This is a genomic window from Acinetobacter chinensis (assembly GCF_002165375.2).
Classification (GTDB): Bacteria; Pseudomonadota; Gammaproteobacteria; order Pseudomonadales; family Moraxellaceae; genus Acinetobacter; species Acinetobacter chinensis.
In genome coordinates this window covers 2,619,220-2,645,305 of sequence record NZ_CP032134.1, presented here as the reverse complement: position 1 = coordinate 2,645,305, position 26,086 = coordinate 2,619,220, and the positions used below count along the sequence as shown (strand labels likewise).

The following is a 26,086-nucleotide window of genomic DNA, read 5'->3' as shown; positions in this document are numbered from 1 at the left end:
CTGGTACTTTTATATGGATATTGTCAGTGCATCTCAGCAACGGCTATGGAACCGATCTTTTATTTTATGTGTGCTGAATAACCTTTTTCTGTTTATTTACTATTATGCACTGCTGACCGTTCTGCCGGTTTATATCATGAAAGAACTGGGTGGTTCGGTCAAAGAAGCCGGTCTGGCTTTAACTCTGTTTTTGATTTCATCCATTGCAGTACGTCCATTTTCAGGTCTGATTATTCAGAAACTGGGTAAAAAGCGGTCTTTCCGTGGTTCTGAACTGCTGTACACGCTGTTTGCATTCAGCTATCTGTTTGCCGACAGTCTTTGGTCATTACTGCTCATCCGGTTTATTCACGGTATATGGTTCAGTGTGCTGACGACCGTCACAGTACCTGTTGCCAATGATTTTATTCCAGCGCACAGAAAAGGTGAGGGGATGGGCTATTTTGTCATGTCCACAAACCTAGCGGTTGTCTTTGGACCACTGATTGCGCTGAGTGTTATTCAGTTTACCGATTTCCAGATGCTTTTTGCTTTACTGACCGCGATCATCTGTTTAGGGTTTATATTCTGTTTAATGATTCCGGTTCAGCAGAATGTAGCAGATACAGATGCAGCAACCTCAGATAAAGCTGGAGTGCCAGATAAAACGAAACTTGGAATACACGACATCATCGAAGTTCGTGCCATTCCTATAGGTGTGGTGGCATTGCTGACGGCTTTTGCCTATTCCAGCATCATGAGTTTTATCGCAGCTTATGCGGAATCAAAACACTTACTGGCTTCCATCAGTCTGTTTTTTATTGTCTTTGCAGTTTCCATGATTGTGGTGCGTCCCTGGGTTGGAAAAATATACGACCGAAAGGGAGCAAGTGCTGTGATTTACCCTTCATTTGTCTGTTTCGCAACAGGGCTTGTGATGGTGAGTATGGTATCCGGTCAGTGGCTTTTATGGTTGTCTGCTGTATTTATTGGTATGGGTTATGGTTCTTTGTTTCCCTGTTTTCAGACGCTGGCAATACAGTCAGCACCAAAGCAGAGAATGGGACATGCTGTATCTACATTTTTTACGCTGTTTGATGCAGGCATGGCAATCGGTTCGGTACTGCTGGGTATGGTGATCGCTCAGTACGGTTTTCAGAAGACCTATCTGCTGTGTGCTGTGATCGTCATGCTAACGCTGTATGTTTATATCAGACTGATCACGTCCAGATCATCAGCTGTTCAATTTAAATAAAGAGGTGAGCTGTGGAGTTACGTCATTTACGCTATTTTGTAGCAGTTGCTGAAGAGCTGAACTTTACCCGAGCGGCACAGCGGATGTGTACGGTACAGCCCTCGCTGAGTCAGCAGATTAAAGACCTGGAGCAGGAAGTAGGTGTGCAGCTGCTGATCCGTTCAAACCGGAAAGTTGAACTGACAGAGGAAGGAAAGGCTTTTTTAAAAGAAGCTTTATTGAGTCTGGAACATGCTGAAAAAGCGATTTATGATGCACGCCAGATTGCGAGTGTAAATAAAGATCAGTTGAAAATTGGCTTTGTTCCTGTAGCTGAAATGAAAATTTTCCCTTATATCATGCCCAATATCCGTGCGCATTTTCCTAATATTAAAATTGATTTTCATAGTCTGACAGACTCGGCGCAGTTTGGCGCTTTGCGTAGAGGGGAAATTGATATTGCATTTACCCGTTACCCCGATGAGTCGGGTGAGTTTGAAAATGTGCAGATTTTTCAGGAACCTCTGGCTTTGATTATTCCAAAGGCATCAGCTTTTGCAGAGCAGCGTACCGTGAGTATCAAGGAGTTTAATCATCAGGATTTTGTGATCAGTGATGAGGATGCTTCACCTCAATTGCATAAAATTATTCAGGATTTCTTTAAACAGTCGAAGCTGAATGTCAGTGTGGTACAGAAATCGACCAATATTCTTTTGAATGTCAATCTGGTTGGCATGGGCGTGGGTTGGAGTTTAGTGCCTGCCTATGTGATTCCATTACTGGGCGATAAGATCGTGGTGAAAAATACCATTGAGCCTTTACCAATGATTGGGCTGTATGCAAATTATCGTAAAGATCAGAAAAATGAAGCGATTACTTTGATCTTAAAGATTTTAAAAGAACAGTTTTATATGGAGATGTTTTAGAAAACATTGAAATTTAAAAATAATGTCTAATAAGTATAAAGTCGGAATAACTTAGATTATTCCGACTTTATTTCGTCTATCGAATTTTAAAAGCTGTTATACCATTCTATTAAAGTTAGATAATATAAATTAAAGGTTTGCACAGACTCGACTTACATTGACAAGTTTGAATTGCTTTGCGTAGTCGATGCCTCACTTTTGAAGGATGAGGAAAGAGATGGATCCGTAAATTTGAACAACTCCTATAAGTGATATTCTGCTCCTCAAATGATGTTATAAACATCAATATATGGAGTATTTTATGGCACGTAGACCAAGAAGAAATCATTCAAATGATTTTAAAGCTAAGGTAGCACTTGCTGCGATTAAAGCAGAAAAAACACTTGCTGAATTGAGTGCTGAGTTTGATGTTCATCAAAACCAAATTATTGACTGGAAAAATCAATTGATCTCAGCTTCCTCGCAAGCTTTCGATCAATCAAAAGCTCCAACAGAACCACCCATCGATCTAAAAAAACTACATGCAAAAATCGGTGAGCAGGCATTAGAAATTGATTTTTTAGAAGGTGTGTTGAAGAAACTGGGCCGCTTCAACCACAAAAGTTAATCGACGACTCACTTCAGATTTCAGTATCTAAGCAAGCTAAGCTGCTGAAAGTCTCCCGTGGTTGTTATTACTATCGCCCAAAACCTGTGAGTGCATCAGATCTGAAGCTGATGCGATGTATTGATGAATTACATATGCAATATCCTTTTGCAGGCAGTCGTATGATGCGTGATTTGTTGAATCGTCAAGGACATCATATAGGACGACGTCATACACGTACTTTAATGAAGAAAATGGGTATTCAGGCGTTATATTGCAAACCAAATTTAAGCCAGGCTAATCAAGCTCACCGTAAATATCCATATCTGCTCAAAGGGTTGGCTATTCAGCGCAGTAATCAAGTGTGGTCTACGGATATAACGTATATCCCTATGGCAAAAGGCTTTGTTTATTTATGTGCTGTGATTGATTGGCATAGCCGCAAGGTACTTGCGCATAGGGTATCGATTAGTATGGAGGTGGATTTTTGTATTTCGGCTTTAAATGAAGCGATTGAAAAATATGGTCGACCTGAAATATTTAATACAGACCAAGGCAGCCAGTTTACCAGTGATGCATTTATTGATGTATTGAAATCAAATGGCATTCAAATCAGTATGGATGGTAAAGGTCGATGGGTAGATAATGTGATGGTTGAACGATTATGGCGGAGCGTTAAATATGAAGAGGTGTATCTCAAAGCTTATAGCAGTGTCACAGATGCGAAAAAGCAATTAAGTGCATATTTTGAGTTTTATAATTTGAAACGACCTCATTCGAGTCTAGACAAAATGACACCAAATGAGTTTTACTATGATCAGCTACCCCAACAAAACAAGGTGGCTTAACTAGAGCGGAATATCACTTATAAATACGCTTTTAGTTGTTCAAACAAGTGGGACCACCTCTGAATGTATTCCGCAAGGTGACAAAAATCCTTTGTTGGACAAAGGGGATGTCCATATCGCCCTTGTCCAACGGCGACATCCATGTCGCCTCACGATAGCAACACCACGTTTAAAGCAATTGGTGCAGAAAAGAAAAAGAGGCTAATTTATATGAAGTTGATTTAACAGATTGGTATTATTTTATGGTCTTAAAATAAAAAAGCTTTTGCGTATTTTCACTCAAAATCTGTTGCTGTTCTTTTAGCTCAGGAACAATCTGCTGAAATGCATCCACAACATTTGAATAAGATACTTTAGATTCATGCTGCGTATGTGGCCAGTCACTGCCCCAGATAAGTTTATGCATCAAACCTTTTTCTTTAAGTAAGTTAAAAGCTTGAGTTGCAACTGCAATATTTTCAGGAAACTGTCCCAGACGATAAAAAGCAGAGACTTTAATCCAGTGCTGATTTGCATCCAGCATATTCAAAAAGTTTTGATAATCAGGATCTGCAATACCTTTGACTGGATCAATACGTCCAAAATGGTCAATCACTACATTGAGTTTATAAGGACTAAGCGCAGGTAAAATCTGTACCAAATATGCAGGTGGTGCATGCAATTCAATTTGCCAGTTCATAAAAGACAAATGGTTCAGTAAAGTACTCCATGCCTGATCGGTAAAATCAGGCAGGTCTTTACCAAATAAGTTTAAACGAATACCGACAATGCCTTGCTGATTGAGTTTGACCAGTTCGTCGATATGAATGCTATGGTCAACAACTGCAATGCCTTTCAGGCGCTCAGGATACTGTGCAATAGCATTCAGCATTGCCGTATTGTCCGTACCTAAAAAGCTCGGTTGAATTAAGACACCATGTGTGAATTGATGTTGATCCAGATGCGCAATATATTCAGCTACAGAAGCATCATAATCAGGTGTATAGCGTGCAGTTGCGATACAGGGATCATTTTTTGAAAATACATGGGCATGCGTATCAACAGCAAACATTTTCATCTCACATTACAAATTTAAGCATCAGGACTGCAATCAAAGCTGCAATTAAACCAACAGGTACAGCTCTGAATAACAGTTGATTAAAGAGTTGGTTTTTATCCACATCTGCAGGTGCAGATCCTAAAATTAAGCTTCCGCCAGACGAGAACGGGGAGATGGCGGAAGCTTGCGCACCAACAACGATGCAAAGGAAAAGGACAAGAGGATTTAAGCCCGAAGCAAGTGCAATTGCAGGTACAATCGGGAAAAGCGTCGGTGTTACGACACCTAAAGTGCTTGAAAAAACAGACATGATGGCACTGATCAGACAAATCAGAATCGGGATCAGCCATACAGGAACATTATTTGCCAGCCAGTCAGACAGTTGCGTAATGACACCGAGTTTCACACCGAGTGCAATGAGCATACCGACACCACAGATCATGATTAAGGTATTCCAGGGCACCAGTGCCATGACTTTTTTCTCATCGGCAAGTTTCATGAACAGACTGATCAGGGCAAAGAAGATGGCAATAAAACCGATATCAATTTTTGAGTTTAAAAATGCAATGGTCTGTTGATCAGGCATCAATAAATTTAAAATCGGGAAGATCAGCACAATCGCCATCATGCCAATAATCAGCGCAATGGACTTTTTCTGTTTTTCGTCAAATGCTTCAGGTGCTGTATCTTCGATATGAATTGAATTACTGTTTCGGTTCCATAAGGTATAGATGCCCAGTACTACAATTGGAATAATCAGCGTCACCACAAAAATACCCGTGGCATAGCTAAAACTGGTTGCACTATCAATGCCGACATTTTCCATCAGGCTACGGAAAATAATGCCACTTTGCGAGGTCATAAAGTTTGCACCTGCAAGCGCACCATAGTTCACTGCCATACCGCCAATGATCATGCTCATATTGGTTTTACGACATAACAACAGGGTAATCGGTGCCATAAATGCAAGGACGGTATAGAAACCCGCACCTAATCCCGCAATGATGGTGGATGCGAAAAAGACCGCTAAAGGCAATAACTGTGGGAATTTACGACATTTATACAGGAGATGACTGGCAAGCTTTTCAAGTGCGCCATTGGCAAGAGCAAAGTTATAAAACAGGGTCACAGAGAAAATAATAAAGAAAATTTTTACAGGCCAAAGTTCAATAATTTCAGAGGGTTTCAGTTCCATGCCGAAACACCCAATTAAATAGGCAAAAATAATCGTAAAAAATCCGATATTGATTTTCGTGACATAACCTAAGCCAATGGATATGGCTAAAGCAGCAAGAATAAGCATAGTCATTTGTCATCTCTCCTTGACAGTATATGACTCATAAATACATCTAAAGATATAAACATATATATGTTTGAATGTTTGTATTAAAGTATGTTGTGTTATGCTTGTCAAATCCTCATTTTGTAATAGTTATGCAAATGCTTGATGAAAATGCATTTAAAAATTTTAAGCTACCTCGCTATGAGCAAGTGCGCTGGCAAATTCAAAAGCTTTTAGTTCAGTCCAAATGGACAATCGAAGAACCTATTCCATCTGAACAGGAACTGGCGAGCATGTATAGCGTCTCTGTCGGAACAGTGCGTAAAGCGGTTGAATGCTTAGTTGAAGATGGTTTACTGGTAAAGTCACAGGGCAGAGGAACGTTTTTAAGACAGCCTAACTTTGCGACGTCTTTAATACGTTTTTTTCGTATGCGTAATCAATTTGGTGAAGATGTACAACCGATTGGCGAAATAAAAAAACTGGAAATTATTGAAGCAGTTCCCACGATCAACCAGAAATTGAAGCTCGGCGAAAATGATGCCTTGATTTATATCGAACGTGTGCGTCTGAATGAAAATGTGGTGGTTCTGAGTGAGAAAATCTGGCTCTCAGCACAGTTATTTTCATCTCTCAAAGAGGTTGCATTAAAAGATTTCGCGAATCTGCTTTATCCATTTTATTATGAAAAATGCGGGCAATTTGTTTCCTCTGCGGTTGAACAGCTTTCTTTTAAGAAAAATCTTCAAGACCCGTATTTAGCCAATCAACTGTCGGAAGCTTTGGTACAGGTGTGCCGTATTGCTAAAAACATTGAAGGGCAACCGATTGAATATCGTGAGTCTTTAGGTTTTGCTGAAAACTTCAATTATGAGATTACGATTCATTAAATTTGTTGTTATACCATTCATTAAAAGTTAGACAATATAAATGAAAGATTTGCACAGACGCGATATACATTGCACGGTTTAAATTGCTTTGCGTAGTCGATGCCTAACTTTTGAAGGATCAAAAGTTACAAAAATCCTTTGTTGGGCGAGGGGTATGTCCTATACCCCCGCCCAACGGCGACATCCATGTCGCCTCACGATAGCATCACCATGTTGAAAGCAATTGGTACAGAAAAGAAAAAAGGCTAAATTATATGAAGTTAATTTAACAGATTGGTATTATCCATCCATCTGGATAGATTCCGCATCCTGATGATTTTTGCTTTTGAATACTCGTTATATTGTTTCATCATTTCTGTATATAAAAACATCTGATTTGCGCTATTCTTATTTCATAAAAACAGTATCAATCGGATCAAAACAATGAAACTTTATACCAATGCACACTCCCGTGGAAATACACTGCTACCTTTGCTTAAAGAATTAGACATTGAAAATCAGGTCGAAATCATTCAGGTGGATTATAAAGATCTCCGCAATGCTGAATATTTAGCGCTTAATCCAATGGGCAAAGTTCCTTTTCTTGTTGATGGTGATTCAGTCATTTCAGAAACACCTGCAATTTTTGCCTATTTAGCAGATAAGTTTATCGAGAAAGGTTTCGCACCTGCATTGAACGATCCGAAACGTGGTGAATATTTAAAATGGCTATTTTTCTGTCATGGACCTTTAACGGAAATGATGGATTTTAAAAGTCTGAATGTTTCTCCTGAACTGGCAGCACAGAAGAAAGGCAGTTTAAGTTTTGGCTCTGAAGAAACGGTTTATGACTTTATTAAAGCAGGTTTGAATAAAGCAAATCCATATTTGTTAGGTGAAAAAATTTCTGCAGCGGATCTGTTTCTGGCGTATTGGCTGGTCTTTGCAATCTCGTTTAAAATTGTGCCGTATTTAGATGAATTTAAACCCTTCTTAAAGCTGATTCAGCAACGTGATTCAGTGAAGGATGTACAGTGGTTTCAGGCGGTTTAGGCTTTCAATGGAAAGGTTGGAACAGACAACGGCGGCTGTCGATAGCCGCCGGTTTAAAGCCTGAAAATAGAGTTGATCAATGTTGCTGATCTTTAAGTTTGTTATAGGTTTCTTCTGATAGTGCTTCGACAGACCAGTGTGGTGTTGCATCGCTTTTCATGAGACTGAATTGATAAAATTTATGTGGATATTCGCTGGAATAGTTTTCATTATCTGAAAGATAGTCTGACTGGACAATAAATTTCGTGTTTTCCAGCCATGTTGCAGCAGAAAAGCCGACATTATTTTCTGCTTGAAATTGAGGGATGGTTTTTGTGGCTTCAAAAATGAGCTTAGTGTCATTTTTTTCATCAATTTGATAAATATTCAGTTCATTGTCTGTATAGCCTGCTTCCAGGTCGCTGTTAATACTGAGCATATATTTATAGTCAGGACTGAATGTAGGTATGCCTGACAGATGAGTTTCTGTTCCCGTTTTTAAATTCAGCAAGGTATAACCAGCTCCTTCATAATATTGTGTATGTAAGAGCAAAGAATCAATTGCAGGATATTCATTGACAACTGTATAGGAGCATACTTCACAGTATTCTGGATGGTCTTCTTTACCTCTGCTTGGCATATATTTTTTAATTGTCCCATTAAAAAGTTTAATGCTGATGCCATCGCCAATTTTTTGGATTAAATCAGGATATTTAGCGCGAATTTGTTCTTGTGCATAGGTATAACATTGTAATGAGTTTTCTGGACACAAAGGACCAGCTTCCTCACTGCGGGTAAAGCGGGTACTGTCCAGCGCATTTTTTGAAGGTTGTAAGGCAATGATCTGATCTGAGGATGTTGATGCATTATTTTGTTCAGATGTCGGTTTTGAGCACGCAGTGAGTGCTGTAATACATGCAAGTAAAATAAATTTTTTCATAAGAATAAATGGTTTAATTTGAATGTGGGTATTATGCGTAAATTTATTCTTCAATACAGCTTTTTTATTGACAGAAATATGTTTGAATGAAAAATATTGGTATAAAATTTATGTGAAAAATAAAAAACAGATCTGGATACATGAATTATTTGTATTTAAAATCACCATGTTTTAAACATGGTGATTTTAAAAAAATTGAGCAGTATTTACAGCTTATTTCGCATGTAACTTACTGAACAGTTGTTGGCTTACTGTGTTCATGGTTTGTGGAATTGCCAATGCCGCCACGAAACGGTCAGGACGTAAAATCACCATTGCTTGATCTGTTTTACCAAACCATGAGCGGATTTCTGTACCTGTATCACCAATCGTTATTACACCATCATGGATTTTACGTTTTTCATTGCCTAACTGCACTGCAGGAAGCACCTGAATAAACTTCACACCCAAAGATTGCCATACTTTCATATTGGCATTATTGATGCCCCATTTCGGATCTACACCCCAGGCAATCACGGCAAAGTCATTACCAATCACTTCATCTAATAGAGTTGTTTGACCATTTTCAAGCTGTACTTGTGGTTGGATAAACATCTTACCGACTGGTGATTCTTTATTGTTGTCTTTAACCAAAGCCCCATCGTTATATTTCGGCATCGGTTTAAAGCGCATTTCCAGTAAATACTGCTTGATCGGTTTGATGTAATTCAATGCATAAGCAATCCCATCACGGACAAAACCTTGCCATTTTTTCGGTGGTGCAAGGACATGACCGGCCATCACAGAAAGATCAATCATGGCTTTGGCATGGTCTTTACGTTCAACCTGATAAGAATCCAGCAGATCAGGTGTCGCTTTACCCTGAACGACTAAAGCTACTTTCCACGCCAGGTTAAAGGCATCCCGCATACCGCTGTTATAACCCTGACCTTGCCATACTGGCATGATGTGCGCAGCATCACCTGCAAGTAAAATACGATCTACACGGAATTTATCTGCGATACGTGCATTATGAGTGTAGACACGCTGACGGATCACTTCGATACCATCTGTTGTTGGTAAAACTTTAGATAAAAGTTTGGCAATATTTTCAGGTTTGCTCAGTTCTTCCTGAGTTTCGCCTGGCATCACCATAAACTCAAAACGACGGATACCATGAGGAAGGGCAGCAGATACATAAGGACGTACTGGATCACAACACAAATAAATGTGCGGTGTGGCCAATGGATCATTTTCAATATCAATCACGATCCACTGATTCGGTGCTGTTTTACCATCGAAACCGATATTTAAAGTACGACGGACAATAGAGTTCCCCCCATCACAGGCAATTAAGTACTGTGCATGGATGACTTCTTTATTGCCATCTTTATTCTGGATGTTCAGTGTTACGCCATTGGCATCCTGAGTGAACTCGTCTAAATGACGTGAAAATAAAACCTGCGTATTTTCATACTGTTCTAAACCTTGCAGTAACACATTATCCACTTGCGGTTGAATAAAGGCATTACGGCGTGAAAAACCGAACTCACGGGTTAAAGGCTGAATATCTGCAAAGCAACGACCTTTAGGCGTCAGAAAACGCATGGCATGGTTTGGTGTGGTATGTGGCAGGACTTTGTCCACCAGACCCAGTGACTGAATGGTACGAAGAGATTCATCATCAATCCCAATCGCACGCGGGTAATCAATTAAACTGTCCAGTTGCTCGACCACAGTCACGTGTACGCCTTGTTTGCTTAAATAATTTGCAATTGTCAGACCTACAGGACCCGCACCTAAAATAGCCACTTGCGTGGTGTAATCAATCTTTGAACTCACAGCGATCATTCCATTCAAACCACAATATGTTGATATTAATGACTGAAATGAGGGTCTAAGCCTAGCTATGCCATAGTGGATAAGTAGTATGAATTTTTTACTGTCTTAAATTTATTATTGATATATTTATATGATATTTAATATTAATTTATAAAAATGATGATACTGAATTCTGATTTATTGATCATTTATTTCTATGGTTATGGGGTGAATTTTCATCTGCACATAAAAAAGACCTGATCACTGGAGAGATCAGGTCTTCTGGATTAAAAGGTTATGGGTCTAACCTTATCGCTTTACCGGATTACTGAGCTGGTTGAGCGTCAGTAGCCGCAGATGCAGAAGCTGGTTGTTCCGCAGCAGGTTGAGCAGAAGTTGCATCAGTTGCAGCATCAGCAGGAAGTTCCTGAGTTGAAACGATCACTTTCTCTTCTTTAGGTTGTTCAGCAGTTGCAGCAAAAGTTGTTGCAGCAGTTAAAGCGAAAGTTGAAGCAAGTAGAATCTGAGCTAATTTCATAGTGGCATCCTTAAATATTAATTTATAAATATTCATATTCATCATCACTTAAATATGAACAGACACTCATGCTACGGCTGAGTTTAAGATTGATCAATGAATGAAACAAAGAGAAACAGTGCGGCTTACTGGAAAATCACATAGCAGTTTTAAATGTATTATTCATGTAAATATAAGCCTGAAACTCCCTTATAAAATGTATGGAAATATTTCAAAATAGTAGAAATTAACAGGATTTTTTAATCAAAGTTAAACAAAAGTGGAAAGTCCGAAATTTAAAAGAAGTAAAAATCATCAAAATAAATGTAAGCATTTTTTACAAATGGAACGATTTTTTGTGAAGGGGGAGATTTAATTACCCTTACAGCATTGAACTGTGTCTGTATCTTCAATAGCATGATTTTTATTAATGTATCAATATTCAGAGCGCTCAGTTTGAAAATTAATCTAAGCACCAGGCAGGTTCCTGTGCATATTATTTCAGGTTTCCTGGGAGCGGGTAAAACCACGCTGTTGCAGAGCCTGCTTGCCCAGAAGCCTGCACATGAGGTATGGGCAGTCCTGATGAATGAATTTGGTCAGATTGGTGTGGATCAGCAGTTATTACCACAGCAAAGTGGCTATGAAGTAAAAGAGTTACTAGGCGGTTGTCTGTGCTGTGTCGGTCAGTTACCTATGCAGATTGCATTATCACGTCTGATTCAGGAAAAGCAGCCAGACCGGTTGTTTATAGAACCAACGGGACTTGGGCATCCTGCTCAACTGCTGGAACAACTGACAGAACCCCACTGGAACAGTCAGATCAATATGCGGGCTTTGATCTGTGTGGTGGATGGATCAAAGCTGCATGATGCCGAGTGGACAGCGCAGGATTTATATCAGGATCAGTTAAAGACCTCTGAAATTGTTGTTGTTTCTCATGCAGACAGCATGACCAATGCAGATCAGTTGCAGCTGACACAGTTGAAGCAGGAATATATGACCGGTGTGCAGTCATGGATCATATCTGAACAGGGCAATATCCGTATTGATCAGATTGATCTGCCACACAGTGCTGTTGAACGCAAAATCGTGCCTCTAATACATGTACAGAAGCAGCTGGCACCAGATGAGCCTTTACCTGTGATTAAGCAGCTGCCATATCATTATGTTGAGCATTCCAATGGCTATACCGTGGCAGGATGGAAGTTCTCAAAAAGCTGGTCTTTCCGTTTTTATGATCTGCTTGATACTTTGTGTGAGCAGCAGGACTGGTTGCGTATAAAAGGTATTTTCAATACAGATCAGGGATGGATGACTTTTAACTTCAACCCTGAGCAGATCAACTATAAACTGGGTGAAGAAGGTCTGGATAACCGCGTGGAAATGATTGTGCAGGATCAGCCAGCACAGGTGCATGACTGGGAAGCGCTTGAAACTGCATTACTGGCATGCCGGATCAGTTCGGTATAAATAAGTCTGAATCTGAGCTGAAAATCTTATAGACTGTGCGCCATATCTGAGAACTTAATTTCTGGAATGTTCATGGCTTTAAAAGCGACGATTTATAAGGCAGATTTAAATATTGCCAATATGGATGTACATCAGTATGGCGATTTTCAGCTGACGATGGCATTACACCCATCCGAAACCATTGAACGTCTGATGGTGCGTGTTCTGGCATTTGCACGTTTTGCTGATGAGCGTCTGGAATTTACCAAAGATCTGTTTGAAACTGATGAACCGGCGTTGTGGGAAAAAGACTTAACTGGACAGCTGGTGAAATGGATTGAAGTCGGTTTACCTGATGAAGACAAAGTCAAAAAAGCATCGGCACGTTGCAGTGAAGTTGCCGTGATTGCGTATGGTTCAGCTGTTGCAGAATGGTATAAGCGCAGCTCTAAACTGAAAACATTGAAAAATGTCCAGGTGTGGCAGTTGTCTGAAGCAACAACAGCTGCGGTTCAGGCTTTATGTGAGCGCACCATGCAGTTACAGCTCAATGTCATGGATGGTGAATGGACACTGATCGGTGATAATGCACAGGCTGTGATTGAGTGGACACAGTTGCAGTAAGCAACAGAATTTTTTAAATTTAATTTTCACGTACAGGTGGACTAAGACATGACAGCAGAACTTGAAATTATTGATTTAACAGTGGGTGAAGGTAAAGAAGCCGTTAAGGGTGCTCTGATTACCACTCACTATACAGGATGGCTTGAAGACGGTACGAAGTTCGATTCTTCGGTTGACCGCGGTAATTATTTTGAAACTGTGATTGGTACAGGTCGTGTCATTAAAGGATGGGATCAGGGAATCATGGGAATGAAAGTGGGCGGTAAGCGTAAACTGATCGTTCCATCGCATCTTGCTTATGGTGATCGCAAGATGGGCAATATCATTCCTGCGAACTCTAACCTGATTTTTGAAATTGAACTGTTTGATGTCAAAACCCGCGACTGAGTAACAGCAGAATACACCGCACAGCAGGTCAGATTTTTCCTGCTGTGCAAATCATCAGAAAAAGATTTTCATTTTAAAATAATTACGATAAATTAAAGCCTTAGCTTTTTTATTTTATCTGTGGATATATATTCATTTTGAACGGGGTCAGACTGTTTCATTCAGTCTTTGTTGCTTTTATTCTGTCCTGTCTCTGCATTATTACAGGCAAAGTGTGGGCGCAGTATGAACCTGCACCGGCATCTTATTATCAGCATCAAAGATTACTCAATGAAATCAACTTTACTGAAAAATCGACAACTTATTTAAGTGGTGAATGGCTGTTTTATCCAGAACAGCTCGTCATACAGCCCAGTACTGTTCTGATTCCAGAAGTGGTGGAGTTGCCCGTTTCTTTTAAAAAGCTGACTGGAAAAACCGACACTTACGGCAGTTTCGTCGGGCACTTCAAGCTCCCGAAAGAATTTGTCGGCAGACGGATCGGCATCTGGATTCCCAATCAGTATGGTGCTTACCGCATGTATTTAAATGGCGATGTGATCGTCAGAGTTGGGGAAGTCGGTAAAAACAAGAATGAGCATCAAACTGAAAATGCACCCCGAATCGCTTATTTTATTGCTGAAAGTGAGTATTTTACTTTAGCCATCCAGGCGTCCAGTTTTCAGAATATTCAGGGCGGTATTGAAAATCCGATGCGGATTGGACTGAGCCGAACTGTCAACCGTCAGTTCCAGCTGTTAATGATGAGTATTGCAATGGTCTGTGGTGCAGTACTGGGTGTGGGTATTTTCACTCTCATGTTCTCCATATTCCGCGGTGCAACTGGACGTAATACCAAGAGTATTTTTATATTCGGTATTTTTATTGTGTTTCTGGCACTGCACAATCTGTTTTCTGCGCCTTATGCCTATACATCCTTTACAGATATTCAGTGGCCGTGGGGGATACGGCTGGAATACCTGTTTACTTTCATGGCGATTATTCTGTTCCTGACCTATATGTATCTGCTGAACCGCAGATATCTGCATCCGGTGGTGTACTGGATAGCCATGGTGCTGCTCGGACTGAATATTTTAATTACGCTGTTCAATCAGCCACATATTTTTGAAAAAATCGCATTTTACAGTGCGGTTTATTGTCCGGTTGTCCTGATCAATTTTATTCGGGGCTTTTACCTGACCCTGAAAAATAATGAATATTATTCAAAGCTGAACCTCTGGGCAGTGATTTTGCTGTGTGCAACTTTTATTCATGATTTTCTGCTGATGCTGAATCTGATTGATTCTGTAAACCTGGTGTTTATTTCCACCAGTCTTTATGCACTGCTGATCATGTTCCAGCAGTCACGTAATTATGCACATCACACGTATCATATTGAACATCTGAATAATGAGCTGATCAGTCTTAATGATTCCCTGGATCAGAAAGTCAGACAGCGGACGGCCCAGCTGGTGGAACTGAATCATCAGCTTGAGTATCAGGCGAAAGTGGATGTTCTGACAGGGGCATATAACCGCCGTGCGCTGAATGATGAAATTCAGCAGCGTTTTGAGCAGATCTGTAAGACAAAGCAGGGCTTACTGGCATTTGCCATGATGGATGTGGATTTTTTCAAAAAATATAATGATCACTACGGACATTTAAAAGGTGACAAAATTCTCAGCAATCTGGTTGGGGTGATGCACCGAGTACTTCCAGAAGGGGCGTTTGCTGCGCGTTATGGCGGTGAGGAGTTTGCAATTGTCATCAATGCAGGATCATTAACTGAAGTGATTGCCTGTATGGAAAATCTGCTCGAAGAAGTCCGCAAAGAGAAGTATGAACATATTGCACGGGAAGATGGCAAACCCTGGGTGACACTGAGCATGGGCTTGTCATGGATGACGGCTGCACAGCCTTACAGCAATGTACTGGAGTTCATGAAAGAAGCAGATGTACAGCTGTACAAGGTTAAAAATGCGGGCAGGGATAACCTTTCTGTAGATATTTAAAATCATAAAATGCAGGTTTTACAGATGGCAGAAACCACGGTTATTTCTGACAGATCAGCTGAGTACAGAAAAAGTCGGATCAGGGTAGGGCTGTTTTTCATGTTTCAGTGTTTTGTGCATTGAAATTGTGGCAGTGGACTGGGCTGTAACTTTAAATCCCTGTTTCAGATAAAAATCTTTTGCGGTATGGGTGCTGTGTATCGTAATGCCGGCAAGCTTTTTCGGTTTGATCAGTTCAATAATATTCTGCATCAGTGCAGCCCCGATACCCTGTTTCTGAGCTTCTGAAGCCACATAGTTCATGATGATTTCACCCTGATCGCTGATCATGATAAAACCCACAACACGCTCCTGAATGGTATAGACCCAGCTGTCGTTATAATGCATGGACATCAGTAGGCTGTGTTGCGTTTTGCTTTCAAGCAGTTGCTGTATAGAGGGTTCATGCCGCTGATGATCCTGTATGCAGGAACGGATACTGTTGTGTATGACCTGTAAAATCTGTGAAATATCCTGGATCTGGGCGGGTCTGATCATGCTGTCCTTATGCGGCTCGTCCTCTTTGCCTGCTATTTGAATGTAAAAGCCACACGAATGAAATTGAAATATTGTTGCTTTTGTTTCACTTTTGCATCAAAAAGCTGATGTTATTTTAAGATTCATTTCAGAATGATCCATTAAAAATACGAGTCTGAAAAAGACCTTCCAGTATGCAGGGAAAAAAGCAGAAAGTCAGTGAAGTATGGACACTGGAAAGGCAATGTTACAGAACATTCTGAGTCCATCGTATGAAAAACTGTTTTTTGTCCACGTTGCTGAAAACCGCTTTATTTTCTGCAATATTAACGACTGCGGCATGGAGCAGACCGCCTGAAAATGTTCAGGCATCTGATGTGGTTACTGTTCTTGGATACCATGAAGTCACCGATCAGAAAAATGCATTAATTCCCCAGTATTCAGTCAGCACTGCACAGTTTCAGCAACATCTGGACTGGCTGATCCGCCAGGGCTTTCATTTCATCAGTGTCGATCAGCTGATTCAGTCACATCAGGGAAAAGCAGTACTTCCCTCCAGACCGGTTTTACTGACCGTGGATGATGGCTATGAATCATTTTATCAGAATGTTTTTCCGGTTTTAAAAGCGCGGAAAATTCCTGCAGTGCTTGCTGTGGTTGGCAGTTGGCTTGAACCTTCAGCTGGACAGAAAGTTGATTTTGCTGGGGAAGCCATCAACAGGAATCAAATGCTTTCCTGGGCACAGTTAAAAGAAATGCAGAACAGTGGATTTGTCGAAATTGCCAGTCACAGTTACAACCTGCACAGAGGAATCACTGCAAATCCTCAGGGAAATTCAGAACCGGCAGCGGTCAGCCGTTTATATAATCCAGCCACTTCAGCTTATGAAAGTGATACCGCATACAGTCAGCGTATCTGGAGTGACCTGAAAAAGAATAATGAGCTGCTGGTCAGCCACGGGCTGCGCTCGCCCAGAGTGATCGTCTGGCCTTATGGTCGTTATAACATGCAGACCGTTTCGATTGCAGAGCAGCTTGGGATGCCGGTGGCTGTCAGTCTGGATGATGGTGCAGACACGGTACACAGTTTACTTGGGCAACTGAACCGTATCCTGATTGAAGGGGGAATGACGACGGCAGATCTGGCTCAGGAAATAGAAAACCGCCAGAAACATCTGGATGATAACAACCGCCCACAGAAAATTATGCATGTGGACCTGGATTATATTTATGACCCTGATCCTGTACAGCAGGAAAAAAACCTGGATCATCTGCTTGACCGTATTGTAGCAATGAAGGTCAATACTGTGTATCTGCAGGCTTTTTCAGATCCTGATGCCAATGGTTCAGCAGATATGGTGTATTTTCCAAACCGTTATTTACCGGTCAGAGCTGACCTGTTCAACAGGGTGGCGTGGCAGATTCAGACCAGGACACAGGTCAGTCGGGTGTATGCCTGGATGCCTTTGCTGGCATGGGATTTACCGGCATCCAATCCTGTGTCCAGAGACATTGTGGTGACACGGCCTGCCAAAGAAGGTGAGCATCTGGATATGGGCTATCACCGTCTCAGCCCATTTTCAGCAGAAGCCCGTCAGACCATTGAAGGCATTTATACAGATCTTGCAAAGTCTGTTCCATTCAACGGGATTCTGTTTCATGACGATACCACACTGTCTGATTATGAAGATGCAAGTCCAGATGCCATAAAAGCCTATGTGGCTGTAGGACTGCCTGCGGATCTGCAACAGATCAGAAATAATGATACAGAACTGCAGAAATGGACGGCTTTTAAAACGCAGTATATTGATGATTTTGCCATGCAGCTGGCTGGAAGGGTACGTCAGTATCAGCCATTTTTACTGACAGCACGTAATCTTTATGCCCAGGTGGCACTTAAACCTTATGCCGAAAACTGGTATTCACAGTCTCTGGAGCAGTCACTGAAACGCTATGATTTTACAGCCATTATGGCAATGCCTTATATGGAGCAGGTCAGCGATCAGCAAAAGTTCTATCACGATATTCTCAGTCGGGTAAAACAGTATCCTGATGGCGTGAAAAAGACCGTTTTTGAACTTCAGTCTGTGAACTGGCGTAATAACCAGAAAATACCTACTGAAGAAATGGCGGCAACAATCCGTTCTCTGTATCAGCAAGGGGTAATGCATGTTGCATATTATCCGGATGATCCAGTGAAAGATCATCCCGATGTGCAGATCATGAAGCAGGTATTCAGTCTGAAATCCAGCAAACTTATTCCTTAAGGAGGCGTCCAGTGTCTGTTGTTCAGCAATTATGGCATTCAGCCTTACATTTTATTTTTTATTATCCATTATTCATGTCGTATTTATGGATGATTGGCGCACTGATTTTTTACTGGAAAGAACGTAAGGAAGCTCCTTTTCAGCAACCGCCGGCACTGGCATATTATCCTGCTGTGGCAGTTCTCGTTCCCTGCTTTAACGAGGGGGACAATGCTGAGGAAACCTTAAGTCATGCGCTGGCACTGGATTATCCGGATTTTGAAGTGATCGCTATCAATGATGGCAGTTCGGACAATACAGCGGAAGTACTGAACCGACTTGCAGAAAAACATGAGCGTTTGCGGGTTGTTCACCTGGCACAGAACCAGGGGAAAGCTATGGCATTACAGGCAGGCAGTCTGCTGACCAAGGCAGAAATTTTACTGGGAATTGATGGTGATGCGCTGCTGGATAAACATGCTGCAACATGGATGGTTCGTCATTTTAATGAAGACGCCACTGTTGCTGCGGTGACAGGAAACCCTCGGATCAGAACCCGCTCAACACTGATTGGTCGGATTCAGGTTGGAGAGTTTTCTTCGATTGTGGGCATGATTAAACGTGCTCAGCGGAGTTTTGGCAGATTGTTTACCGTTTCTGGTGTCATCACGGCATTCCGTAAAAGTGCTGTGCATGATGTGGGTTACTGGTCGCCAGATATGCTGACGGAAGATATTGATATTACCTGGAAACTGCAAAGAGCAGGATGGGATATCCGTTTTGAACCGAACTCACTGGTCTGGATACTGATGCCGGAAACATTCCGTGGCTTATGGAAACAGCGTCTGAGATGGGCAATGGGTGGCGCACAGGTTCTGATTAAAAACATGGATGTGCTGTTTAAATCTGGGCTGAATTATTTATGGCCTTTACTGCTTGAACTGATTCTGACACTGGTATGGTCTTATTTTATGCTGATCATGACGGTGATCTGGCTGGTGCATTTCATTGTCCCGATGGGTATTTTTACGGTCAGCTCACCGCTGTTGCCGTATGGGACAGGTATGTTGCTGGGGGCGACATGTCTGATTCAGTTTGCTCTGAGTAAGTGGATGGACAGTCGTTATGAACCGGCACTGGCTAAAAACTATTTCTGGATGATCTGGTATCCCTTTGTATTCTGGCTGATTACCATTACCGCCAGCATTGTGGCTTTTCCAAAAGTTCTGCTGCGCGGGACTGGGCAGCGTGCCCGATGGGTCAGTCCGGATCGTGGAATTCGGGTACAGCAATAATAACTGGGGAAAACACAATGAAAGCAAACCATCTGATTATAGATTTAAGACAGCAGTTACCGTGGCACAGACGCTATGCTTCAAGCACAGGAACAGCTCTGATGTGGGCAGTATGGTTACTGCTCTGGCGTCCGGTACTGATTGTGGCAGGTCTGGTCAGCTTACAGAAACATCATGTGATTCAGCAGCTTTTTGGTGCTTTTGGACTGGGGGTGGAACATGGGATTCTGGCATTGTTTGCAGCAGCAACAGCTTTGCTGTTATGGGCGAATTATATGCCGGGCAGATCGGTACAGGATTTGCCACGAAAACAGTTAACCGACTATGCAAAGCATTTTGAGCTGCCTGTTCAGGAGATTGAACAGGGACGGGAACAGAAAATCAGTGTAGTTCATCATGATGAATATGGAAAAATTATCCGTATTGACTGAACTAGAAATGACTGGAAATAAAGAGCAGAAAGCATGATCACTGATCTGATCATGCTTTCTTCGTTTGAGAACATAGCGTCCTAGATGGTTGGTACAGATTCATACCGGTGAAGTTCGGAATGATTTTTTCGCATAAAGCGTCAGTCCCATACATAGCAAAGCCAGTCCCAGTACTGAATGCAGACAGAAAGGTTCAGCATTGAGCACAGCACCCCATAGCGTTGCAATGACCGGTGTCAGAATCGTAGTCAGCATGAGGGTTGAGGTCTGAATATTTTTCAGCAGCTGGTAGTAGCAGATAAAGGCAAGCACGGATGAAAAAAGAGCACTGTAGAGTAAAGCCGTGAGTGCTTTCATAGATGGCAGTGCTGAGGGAAAGCTATCTGCAAAAAAAGGAAGAATCAGCAGAAACACCAGCCAGGACGTGAGCGTAGTTCCCATCATCTGGCTGACTGGATGAATCCCATCACCCGTAGCTTTAACCGCAAGTGCTGACACAATGTAAAGCAGCATTGCAACGATTTCCAGCAGTACACCGACCACATGAAGTTGCCCATTGCTCTGCTGAAGCCCCAGGGAAAAATACAGCCCCATAAAGCCAAGAATCAGCCCGATCCATTGCAGTGAACTCAGACGTGACTGTTTCATGAACCAGAAACCTATCAGACCGGTCAGCAGTGGTGCCAGTCCATAAATGATGGAAATCAGACCGGAGCTGACGTACTGAGCACCCATATAGCAAAAAGCCATCGAGCCCACCAGTCCAATTGCACCTGATGCATAGCACAGCAGTGCCTGACGGTGAATGGGTAATTTCTGGCGGAAATAAAGCAACAGGGGCAGGGCAAACAACAGCGCCAGGCTGAATCTGAAAAACAGTCCCCATACCCAGTGAATCTCATGGACTGTCCATACCGCAGCAAGTGGAGTCAGTGACCAGATTAAAATGACGGTGATGAATTGTCCGACTACAGCTGGGCGGGAAGATCGCACTGCGGATGGAGCTGTAGCCGGACTGCACTGTGGTGGAGGACTGTTTTCTGTATTAACATTATGATTCATGATGGATTTTCCTGTGATTTTAGGCAATAAAAAAGACCGCTCTGATCAGGCGGTCTTTGAAGAAACTGTGAATATTTTAAATATTATTCATAAATTTTTTCCTGAGCACCTGAAAACTGACATGGATGCGTCGCACCGCAATCCGGATGGATACAGTGTTCAGTAAAATGCCTGATGCTGAAGTGATAAAATTCATGAGGGTGAATATAAATTTAAATAAGCTGATTATTTTTATAGCATGTCTGTTCAGGGCAGACAAATGAAATTTAGCGTCGGACGGACGGAAGGAATATACAAAGCTCAGTTCTTTTGAAACTTATGGCATAAAACAGTTATAGTAAGAATCAATCAAAAAATAATCAGAAACTGGTGAACATGTGAGTTTACTGAATGTATTGTTGCTGATCTGCCTGGTACTGGTGGTGGTGTCGGGCAGAATCATCTGGAAAAAAATACGTAAAAGTGCCCAGTATCGGAAGCGTATGCTCAAGGACACTAAGGTTGTTCCTGCTGTGGTCAGTCCTACAGATGAACTGCGTGAGACTTCGCGTGTGGATGATGTGGATGCATTTGAACCACAGTTGTTTGATGACATTGCAGCACTGTTCTTTGAGCAGCAAGTACAGATTGTAAATCCTGCAAAAGCATTACAGATTCAGGAAAATGTGCTGAAAAAAATGCCTGCTAAAACCGTCACCCGTATCAGAAATATGGATCTGAATGAGTGGTCGGTTTACTGGAGTTTTTATGATCAGTCTCTGGAGTACTATGTCGGTCGTTATGGCATTTTTTCGACGCATGTAGACCGCTTTGGTCAGGAACATAAACAGGAATTTACACGCAGTGAATAAATCCTGGATCAGCAGACAGACATTTACGCGGACTCTAACTGACGGATAATCCGTTCAGCCTGATAATCCAGATATGCTGCATCCTGTGTAAGCCTGTACATCAGGATTGCACCTTCATAATCCGCAATACTCATTTTTGCGAGCTGATCTGCCACAGTTGGGTCAAAAACTTTAACAAAGATCTTAAAAAATGCCTGTTGCCAGTCCTGAAAAATCTGACGGATTTTTTCTGAAACATCAGTTGAAATTGTGGAGACTTCCAGGGAAATAATGCCCATCAGACATCCTGCCACTTCAGCACTGAAAAACTGTACCGCTTTCTGATGCATCTGCTGAAACTGCATCACAACTGTTTCAGACTGAGTTGCTGAAACGTTAAAAACCGTTCTGTTCAGAACATTCTGCGTATATTCCAGTACTTCCAGTAATAAGGCTTCTTTACTTGAAAAATAATAGTAAAAAGAAGCTTTGCTTAATCCGCATGCTTTTGCCAGCATATCCATACTGGTGCCGGCATATCCATGTGCCTTGAACTGTAAGGCACAGGCACGAAGCATCTGTTCTGAACTGAGTTTCTGTGGACGCATAAGCGATCTGCCTTCAGATTAAGCTGAAATTTCATCAAATGTATTGAGTATCGTGTCCCAGAGCGGTTCAGCACCTTTACGGAAATATCCCATATGACCAATCTGTTTTAAGCCGAAATCATCTGCGGAAATGTTAATGAATTTCATGGGAGCATTTTTATAGTGCTGCATAAAGGCATAGCGGGAGCTTGGCAGCGCCCAGTCATCATCCAGTGAAGAAACCGCATAAATAGGGGTCTTAACCTGTTCATACAGATGGTGCAGTTCGGCCTGGGCAGGATCAGCAAAGAAATAAGTCGGGTTTTTACACCATCTGCGCCATTCTTTATACACATCTTTGGGTAAATCTGAGCCCATATTTAACATACTCCACGGCAGATAGCCTTTGACTGCAACCATTGGAGGGAAAATCAGGTTCCAGATCACCTGAACTTTGATTTTTTCTTTGAAAGGCATATAACCATGCCAACCTGCACCTGTTCCAAAGCAATACATAGCTTTGACTTTGTCGTGATTGGAAGTCAGTCCTAAAGCCTGTCCACCATATGAATGCCCCACCATATAAACAGGCAGTTCAGACTGGCTCAGATATTCAATGGCACCCGACAGATCGTATTTTCCCCAGTCCAGATAAGACATCTGAAAACCTTTCAGACGTTCTGGTGCAGACAGCGCAACACCACGATAATCAAAAGTCAGAACCTGATAACCAGATTGTGTCGCGTATTCGGCAAATCTGCGGTAAAACGCCTGCGGTACACCTGTTGCGCAGGACAGAACAATACTGGCTTTTATTTCAGAGGTCGGACGGTAGAGCATACCTGTCAGTGCATAACCATCCAGCGCTTTAAAGTGGACAGTTTCAACCCGGACGTTCTGTTCCTGAAGAAAGGCTTTCTGTTGCTGCATACTCATCGTGATTATTCCTGAATATATTAAAAAGATATGCTGAAAATAGTGGGATATTCAAGCGGTCAGAAGTTGGAAAATAGTTCAGTTGCCTTGCTGTTGCATGAACAACCACGTTTCAGGCAAGGCAACTGAACTGATCATTTATTTCCCTTTAAACTGAGGGGCACGACGTTCCAGCATGGCTCTGACACCTTCCTGAGCATCTTCAGAAGCCAGTAAAGGCGTCAGTAAACTTTGCAGACTGGCAAAAGCAGCTTCGGGCGATTGCAGAAATGCCTGATGTGCCGACTTCAGTGCTGCCTGTACAGCAAGAGGTGCAGCGCGGGCAACGCCTTCAGCCAGTTCTATTGCTCGGATCAGCTGATTGTTGCCATCCACAACTTCTGTGACGAGATTCATTTCAAGTGCTGTCTGGGCATAGAACAGATCGCCTGTCAGGATGTACTTCATGGCTTTAACCCAGCCCGCAGCCTGAACAAAGCGGACGGTCGCACCGCCAAAAGGCAAAATTCCACGTTGGACTTCAATCTGGGTGAACTGAGTGTCAGCACTGGCAACAACAAGGTCTGAGTTCAGCATCAGCTCAATGCCCGCCGTGTAGCAATAGCCCTGAACTGCTGTAATGAGTGGTTTGGTTCGCTGACGTCCAACCGTTCCCCATGGATTGACAGTTTCATCGCTGAAATTAAATACGCCGTCAGCAAGTTTTGGCTGTAACTCCACCAGATCCAGACCCGCCGTAAAATGGTCGCCATGAGCAAAGACAACGGCACAGCGCAGTTCAGGATTATTTTCATATTCGGTCAGAGCCTGAGCCAGATCATGAATCATATGGCTGTCGAAGGCATTGCGTTTATCTGCACGATCCAGTCCGATTAAGAAAACATGACCTCGGACTTCACGACTGACTTTTCCTTGTGATGCTGACATTTTTTGTTCTCACTTTGGTTGTTTTTTAAGTTTTTAAACGATCGTTAGAAAACTGTCAAGTCTATTTTTATAACGACTGTGGTCAGAGTCTGAAGTGTTCAACGGGATTTAAAACTTAGTAATGCAAAGGAGAAACTGTTTGCAATCGTTCAGAAATTTTTCATAATAGCGCCACTAAAATACAGGCAGTACAACACATGTCAGCTTTGGAAATTTTTTCGGTTATTATCAGTCTTATTGGCGTAAGTCTGACCGTTATGCGGAATATGTGGTGCTGGCTGTTTAATTTTATTGCCTTTGTTCTGTATGCCTGGCTGTTTTATGAATATAAGCTGTATGGTGAAACCATTCTGCAGTTTTTCTTCATAGTGGTCAATTTTTATGGGTTTTATCACTGGCTGAAGGGCAAACAGCAGGATCATGAAATCCGGATTGAACCTATTGCTGGAAAAACAGTGCTGATTCAGATGATTATGGCAGCTGTGGGCGGTGCAATCTTTGGTCTTTCGCTGCATTACTTTACTGATGCTGCACTTCCGATGCTTGATTCACAGCTTGCAGCATTCAGTCTGCTGGCGACCTACTGGACCAGCCGTAAGCACATTGCCACCTGGGTGCTCTGGGTGTTTGTGGATATCGTGTATGTCGGGATGTTCCTGTACAAAGATTTATACCTGACCGCTGCATTATATGCTGCATTTGTTGGGCTGGCGGCTTTTGGCTGGTATCAGTGGGAACAGGTGAAAAAGAAACAGTCCAGTACGGGCTTTAAAGGTATTTAAGCATATTGAAAAAATATCTAAATGAATACTGAATCTGGTTCTGCATAATGGACATCTGAATGCTGATCAATATGAAAGAAATGCAGCTGCAAAAATTTGAACAGCTGGCAGAAAAAATAATGGCAGAACCTGAAAAATACTGCATTTTTGACTCAGTATCTGATTTTTATAAAGCGTCCTGGCTGAATGATTTTCCAAAAGCGACGATCTGGTCGGCAACAGGACTGGACAATGGCGCAGATGAATTTTATGCGAAGATTGAATATAAAGACCGATATATCAGTATCAGCTCAGAGGGAACACTGAGGGTCAGTTATGGCATACGAAAATAAAGAACAGTCGTGATTGGTCAATGATTTTTTAAAGACCTGTGTTTAAATAAAATCTGCTGAAGAAGTATTTTTCAGTTTGAAAATATGTCAAAACAACAAAATTGAGAATGATTATGGCGCATAAATTTACCATTAAAGCCACAATTCAGGGCGTTTCGGTGGATGATTTCCGTCGCCTTGCAGCAGATCCAGTTATGCATGAAGCCGTTTGTAAAAGGATTCCAGGAGAAAATCTTGAAATTTTAGAGTCCGTAGTCCGTGGTGATATCTATACCATGAAAAGGGCTTATAACCTGGATGTCAATATTCCTGATATTGCAAAGAAAATGCTGAAAGATGCTTTCCGTTTAAAGCGTACCGATATCACTCATCTGACAGAACTGAGTTCCACAGTGGATCTCGGTGCAAACTTACCACTGGAAGCACATTGTGACCGCTCTGTCAGTGGAAATGATCAGCAGATTGATATCCAGCTGGACTGGCAGGTCAAGGTGAAAGTTCCGCTTATCGGTGGTTTACTGGAGAAACATGCGGAAGGTGAAATCCGTAAATTCAGTGATCTGGAAATTGAAATTGTTGAAGATGAATTAAGAAAAAATCTGTAAATAAACGAACAGAATCATCAACTAAAAAGCC

27 protein-coding genes are annotated in these 26,086 nt (G+C 41.9%); 17 read left to right on the top strand and 10 right to left on the bottom strand.

Annotation, left to right across the window (positions count from 1 at the left end):
* Positions 1 to 13 precede the first annotated feature (13 nt).
* From CDG60_RS13475 to CDG60_RS13465, 3 genes are all read left to right on the top strand, one after another.
* Entirely contained in the window at positions 14 to 1,234 is a 1,221-nt protein-coding gene (locus tag CDG60_RS13475) for an MFS transporter (protein WP_087513353.1), read from the top strand.
* Between the two features lie 11 nt (positions 1,235 to 1,245).
* Positions 1,246 to 2,139 (top strand): LysR substrate-binding domain-containing protein, encoded by an 894-nt coding sequence (locus tag CDG60_RS13470; protein ID WP_087513354.1) that lies wholly within the window; start codon positions 1,246 to 1,248, stop codon positions 2,137 to 2,139.
* A 301-nt stretch (positions 2,140 to 2,440) separates the two neighbouring features.
* Positions 2,441 to 3,573 (top strand): IS3-like element ISAba14 family transposase gene (locus tag CDG60_RS13465; RefSeq protein ID WP_223155595.1). Its coding sequence is split into 2 segments (ribosomal slippage): positions 2,441 to 2,693 and positions 2,693 to 3,573, totalling 1,134 coding nucleotides; the frame shifts between segments, so codons are not numbered across the junction.
* Between the two features lie 235 nt (positions 3,574 to 3,808).
* On the opposite strand, the gene CDG60_RS13460 is transcribed toward CDG60_RS13465, so the two are convergent.
* Together CDG60_RS13460 and CDG60_RS13455 are read right to left on the bottom strand one after the other, a co-directional pair.
* Positions 3,809 to 4,624, bottom strand: coding sequence for an amidohydrolase family protein (locus CDG60_RS13460; RefSeq protein ID WP_087511989.1), 816 nt, complete (start codon positions 4,622 to 4,624; stop codon positions 3,809 to 3,811).
* A 7-nt stretch (positions 4,625 to 4,631) separates the two neighbouring features.
* On the bottom strand, positions 4,632 to 5,921 hold the full coding sequence (locus CDG60_RS13455; protein ID WP_087511967.1) for an SLC13 family permease: 1,290 nt from the start codon (positions 5,919 to 5,921) through the stop codon (positions 4,632 to 4,634).
* Positions 5,922 to 6,052: 131 nt separating this feature from the next.
* On the opposite strand from CDG60_RS13455, the gene CDG60_RS13450 reads away from it, so the two are divergent.
* Together CDG60_RS13450 and CDG60_RS13445 are read left to right on the top strand one after the other, a co-directional pair.
* On the top strand, positions 6,053 to 6,784 hold the full coding sequence (locus CDG60_RS13450; RefSeq protein ID WP_087511966.1) for a GntR family transcriptional regulator: 732 nt from the start codon (positions 6,053 to 6,055) through the stop codon (positions 6,782 to 6,784).
* 423 nt (positions 6,785 to 7,207) lie between these two features.
* Positions 7,208 to 7,816, top strand: a complete 609-nt coding sequence (locus tag CDG60_RS13445; RefSeq protein ID WP_087511965.1) for a glutathione S-transferase family protein — start codon at positions 7,208 to 7,210, stop codon at positions 7,814 to 7,816.
* 76 nt (positions 7,817 to 7,892) lie between these two features.
* Here CDG60_RS13445 and CDG60_RS13440 read toward each other — a convergent pair whose 3' ends face one another.
* The 3 genes from CDG60_RS13440 to CDG60_RS13430 all read right to left on the bottom strand — a co-directional run bounded on the left by CDG60_RS13440 (position 7,893) and on the right by CDG60_RS13430 (position 11,073).
* Positions 7,893 to 8,567, bottom strand: coding sequence for a hypothetical protein (locus CDG60_RS13440; RefSeq protein WP_160117057.1), 675 nt, complete (start codon positions 8,565 to 8,567; stop codon positions 7,893 to 7,895).
* A 381-nt stretch (positions 8,568 to 8,948) separates the two neighbouring features.
* Entirely contained in the window at positions 8,949 to 10,565 is a 1,617-nt protein-coding gene (locus CDG60_RS13435; protein ID WP_087511963.1) for a bifunctional 3-(3-hydroxy-phenyl)propionate/3-hydroxycinnamic acid hydroxylase, read from the bottom strand.
* A gap of 295 nt (positions 10,566 to 10,860) precedes the next feature.
* A complete protein-coding gene (locus tag CDG60_RS13430) occupies positions 10,861 to 11,073 on the bottom strand; it encodes a hypothetical protein (protein ID WP_087511962.1) in 213 nt (70 codons plus the stop codon).
* 435 nt (positions 11,074 to 11,508) lie between these two features.
* Between CDG60_RS13430 and CDG60_RS13420 the strand changes: the two genes are divergently transcribed.
* From CDG60_RS13420 to CDG60_RS13405, 4 genes are all read left to right on the top strand, one after another.
* Positions 11,509 to 12,525, top strand: coding sequence for a CobW family GTP-binding protein (locus tag CDG60_RS13420; RefSeq protein ID WP_087511960.1), 1,017 nt, complete (start codon positions 11,509 to 11,511; stop codon positions 12,523 to 12,525).
* Positions 12,526 to 12,597: 72 nt separating this feature from the next.
* Positions 12,598 to 13,128, top strand: coding sequence for a YaeQ family protein (locus CDG60_RS13415; protein WP_087511959.1), 531 nt, complete (start codon positions 12,598 to 12,600; stop codon positions 13,126 to 13,128).
* Positions 13,129 to 13,176: 48 nt separating this feature from the next.
* Positions 13,177 to 13,515 carry an FKBP-type peptidyl-prolyl cis-trans isomerase gene (locus CDG60_RS13410; RefSeq protein ID WP_087511958.1) on the top strand — a complete coding sequence of 113 codons (339 nt, stop codon included), beginning with the start codon at positions 13,177 to 13,179 and terminating at the stop codon, positions 13,513 to 13,515.
* Positions 13,516 to 13,652: 137 nt separating this feature from the next.
* A complete protein-coding gene (locus tag CDG60_RS13405) occupies positions 13,653 to 15,506 on the top strand; it encodes a sensor domain-containing diguanylate cyclase (protein ID WP_227542885.1) in 1,854 nt (617 codons plus the stop codon).
* Between the two features lie 54 nt (positions 15,507 to 15,560).
* Here the strand turns inward: CDG60_RS13405 and CDG60_RS13400 are convergent, their stop codons facing one another.
* Positions 15,561 to 16,043 (bottom strand): GNAT family N-acetyltransferase, encoded by a 483-nt coding sequence (locus tag CDG60_RS13400; RefSeq protein WP_087511956.1) that lies wholly within the window; start codon positions 16,041 to 16,043, stop codon positions 15,561 to 15,563.
* Positions 16,044 to 16,294: 251 nt separating this feature from the next.
* On the opposite strand from CDG60_RS13400, the gene pgaB reads away from it, so the two are divergent.
* The 3 genes from pgaB to pgaD all read left to right on the top strand — a co-directional run bounded on the left by pgaB (position 16,295) and on the right by pgaD (position 19,994).
* Positions 16,295 to 18,289 carry a poly-beta-1,6-N-acetyl-D-glucosamine N-deacetylase PgaB gene (pgaB, locus tag CDG60_RS13395; RefSeq protein WP_087511955.1) on the top strand — a complete coding sequence of 665 codons (1,995 nt, stop codon included), beginning with the start codon at positions 16,295 to 16,297 and terminating at the stop codon, positions 18,287 to 18,289.
* 74 nt (positions 18,290 to 18,363) lie between these two features.
* Positions 18,364 to 19,563: a poly-beta-1,6-N-acetyl-D-glucosamine synthase gene (gene pgaC / locus CDG60_RS13390; RefSeq protein WP_406565315.1), complete on the top strand. Its 1,200-nt coding sequence runs from the start codon at positions 18,364 to 18,366 to the stop codon at positions 19,561 to 19,563.
* A gap of 17 nt (positions 19,564 to 19,580) precedes the next feature.
* Positions 19,581 to 19,994: a poly-beta-1,6-N-acetyl-D-glucosamine biosynthesis protein PgaD gene (gene pgaD, locus CDG60_RS13385; RefSeq protein ID WP_087511953.1), complete on the top strand. Its 414-nt coding sequence runs from the start codon at positions 19,581 to 19,583 to the stop codon at positions 19,992 to 19,994.
* Between the two features lie 99 nt (positions 19,995 to 20,093).
* Here pgaD and CDG60_RS13380 read toward each other — a convergent pair whose 3' ends face one another.
* A complete protein-coding gene (locus CDG60_RS13380; protein WP_087511952.1) occupies positions 20,094 to 21,056 on the bottom strand; it encodes a DMT family transporter in 963 nt (320 codons plus the stop codon).
* On the opposite strand from CDG60_RS13380, the gene CDG60_RS18225 reads away from it, so the two are divergent.
* Together CDG60_RS18225 and CDG60_RS13375 are read left to right on the top strand one after the other, a co-directional pair.
* Positions 21,055 to 21,222: a hypothetical protein gene (locus CDG60_RS18225; RefSeq protein ID WP_160117055.1), complete on the top strand. Its 168-nt coding sequence runs from the start codon at positions 21,055 to 21,057 to the stop codon at positions 21,220 to 21,222. The genes CDG60_RS13380 and CDG60_RS18225 overlap by 2 nt on opposite strands.
* 211 nt (positions 21,223 to 21,433) lie before the next feature.
* A complete protein-coding gene (locus tag CDG60_RS13375; protein WP_087511951.1) occupies positions 21,434 to 21,907 on the top strand; it encodes a hypothetical protein in 474 nt (157 codons plus the stop codon).
* A gap of 23 nt (positions 21,908 to 21,930) precedes the next feature.
* On the opposite strand, the gene CDG60_RS13370 is transcribed toward CDG60_RS13375, so the two are convergent.
* The 3 genes from CDG60_RS13370 to CDG60_RS13360 all read right to left on the bottom strand — a co-directional run bounded on the left by CDG60_RS13370 (position 21,931) and on the right by CDG60_RS13360 (position 24,336).
* Positions 21,931 to 22,494, bottom strand: coding sequence for a TetR/AcrR family transcriptional regulator (locus CDG60_RS13370; protein WP_087511950.1), 564 nt, complete (start codon positions 22,492 to 22,494; stop codon positions 21,931 to 21,933).
* A gap of 18 nt (positions 22,495 to 22,512) precedes the next feature.
* Complete coding sequence (locus tag CDG60_RS13365; RefSeq protein WP_406565289.1) at positions 22,513 to 23,409, bottom strand: alpha/beta hydrolase family protein; 897 nt, start codon at positions 23,407 to 23,409, stop codon at positions 22,513 to 22,515.
* A 138-nt stretch (positions 23,410 to 23,547) separates the two neighbouring features.
* Complete coding sequence (locus tag CDG60_RS13360) at positions 23,548 to 24,336, bottom strand: crotonase/enoyl-CoA hydratase family protein (RefSeq protein WP_087511949.1); 789 nt, start codon at positions 24,334 to 24,336, stop codon at positions 23,548 to 23,550.
* A gap of 197 nt (positions 24,337 to 24,533) precedes the next feature.
* On the opposite strand from CDG60_RS13360, the gene pnuC reads away from it, so the two are divergent.
* The 3 genes from pnuC to CDG60_RS13345 all read left to right on the top strand — a co-directional run bounded on the left by pnuC (position 24,534) and on the right by CDG60_RS13345 (position 26,055).
* Positions 24,534 to 25,118, top strand: a complete 585-nt coding sequence (gene pnuC, locus CDG60_RS13355) for a nicotinamide riboside transporter PnuC (RefSeq protein WP_087511948.1) — start codon at positions 24,534 to 24,536, stop codon at positions 25,116 to 25,118.
* Positions 25,119 to 25,177: 59 nt separating this feature from the next.
* Complete coding sequence (locus CDG60_RS13350; protein ID WP_087511947.1) at positions 25,178 to 25,450, top strand: hypothetical protein; 273 nt, start codon at positions 25,178 to 25,180, stop codon at positions 25,448 to 25,450.
* A 113-nt stretch (positions 25,451 to 25,563) separates the two neighbouring features.
* Complete coding sequence (locus CDG60_RS13345) at positions 25,564 to 26,055, top strand: DUF2505 family protein (RefSeq protein WP_087511946.1); 492 nt, start codon at positions 25,564 to 25,566, stop codon at positions 26,053 to 26,055.
* The last annotated feature ends 31 nt before the right edge of the window (positions 26,056 to 26,086 follow it).

Bases quoted from the DNA above. Each gene is read 5' to 3' on its own strand.
- CDG60_RS13475 (WP_087513353.1), top strand. From the start codon at position 14: ATGGATATTGTCAGTGCATCTCAGCAACGGCTATGGAACCGATCTTTT.
- CDG60_RS13460 (WP_087511989.1), bottom strand. From the start codon at position 4,624: ATGTTTGCTGTTGATACGCATGCCCATGTATTTTCAAAAAATGATCCC.
- CDG60_RS13455 (WP_087511967.1), bottom strand. From the start codon at position 5,921: ATGACTATGCTTATTCTTGCTGCTTTAGCCATATCCATTGGCTTAGGT.
- CDG60_RS13450 (WP_087511966.1), top strand. From the start codon at position 6,053: ATGCTTGATGAAAATGCATTTAAAAATTTTAAGCTACCTCGCTATGAG.
- CDG60_RS13445 (WP_087511965.1), top strand. From the start codon at position 7,208: ATGAAACTTTATACCAATGCACACTCCCGTGGAAATACACTGCTACCT.
- CDG60_RS13435 (WP_087511963.1), bottom strand. From the start codon at position 10,565: ATGATCGCTGTGAGTTCAAAGATTGATTACACCACGCAAGTGGCTATT.
- CDG60_RS13430 (WP_087511962.1), bottom strand. From the start codon at position 11,073: ATGAAATTAGCTCAGATTCTACTTGCTTCAACTTTCGCTTTAACTGCT.
- CDG60_RS13415 (WP_087511959.1), top strand. From the start codon at position 12,598: ATGGCTTTAAAAGCGACGATTTATAAGGCAGATTTAAATATTGCCAAT.
- CDG60_RS13410 (WP_087511958.1), top strand. From the start codon at position 13,177: ATGACAGCAGAACTTGAAATTATTGATTTAACAGTGGGTGAAGGTAAA.
- CDG60_RS13400 (WP_087511956.1), bottom strand. From the start codon at position 16,043: ATGATCAGACCCGCCCAGATCCAGGATATTTCACAGATTTTACAGGTC.
- pgaB (WP_087511955.1), top strand. From the start codon at position 16,295: ATGAAAAACTGTTTTTTGTCCACGTTGCTGAAAACCGCTTTATTTTCT.
- pgaC (WP_406565315.1), top strand. From the start codon at position 18,364: ATGTCGTATTTATGGATGATTGGCGCACTGATTTTTTACTGGAAAGAA.
- pgaD (WP_087511953.1), top strand. From the start codon at position 19,581: ATGAAAGCAAACCATCTGATTATAGATTTAAGACAGCAGTTACCGTGG.
- CDG60_RS18225 (WP_160117055.1), top strand. From the start codon at position 21,055: ATGATGGATTTTCCTGTGATTTTAGGCAATAAAAAAGACCGCTCTGAT.
- CDG60_RS13380 (WP_087511952.1), bottom strand. From the start codon at position 21,056: ATGAATCATAATGTTAATACAGAAAACAGTCCTCCACCACAGTGCAGT.
- CDG60_RS13370 (WP_087511950.1), bottom strand. From the start codon at position 22,494: ATGCGTCCACAGAAACTCAGTTCAGAACAGATGCTTCGTGCCTGTGCC.
- CDG60_RS13365 (WP_406565289.1), bottom strand. From the start codon at position 23,409: ATGAGTATGCAGCAACAGAAAGCCTTTCTTCAGGAACAGAACGTCCGG.
- CDG60_RS13360 (WP_087511949.1), bottom strand. From the start codon at position 24,336: ATGTCAGCATCACAAGGAAAAGTCAGTCGTGAAGTCCGAGGTCATGTT.
- pnuC (WP_087511948.1), top strand. From the start codon at position 24,534: ATGTCAGCTTTGGAAATTTTTTCGGTTATTATCAGTCTTATTGGCGTA.
- CDG60_RS13350 (WP_087511947.1), top strand. From the start codon at position 25,178: ATGCTGATCAATATGAAAGAAATGCAGCTGCAAAAATTTGAACAGCTG.
- CDG60_RS13345 (WP_087511946.1), top strand. From the start codon at position 25,564: ATGGCGCATAAATTTACCATTAAAGCCACAATTCAGGGCGTTTCGGTG.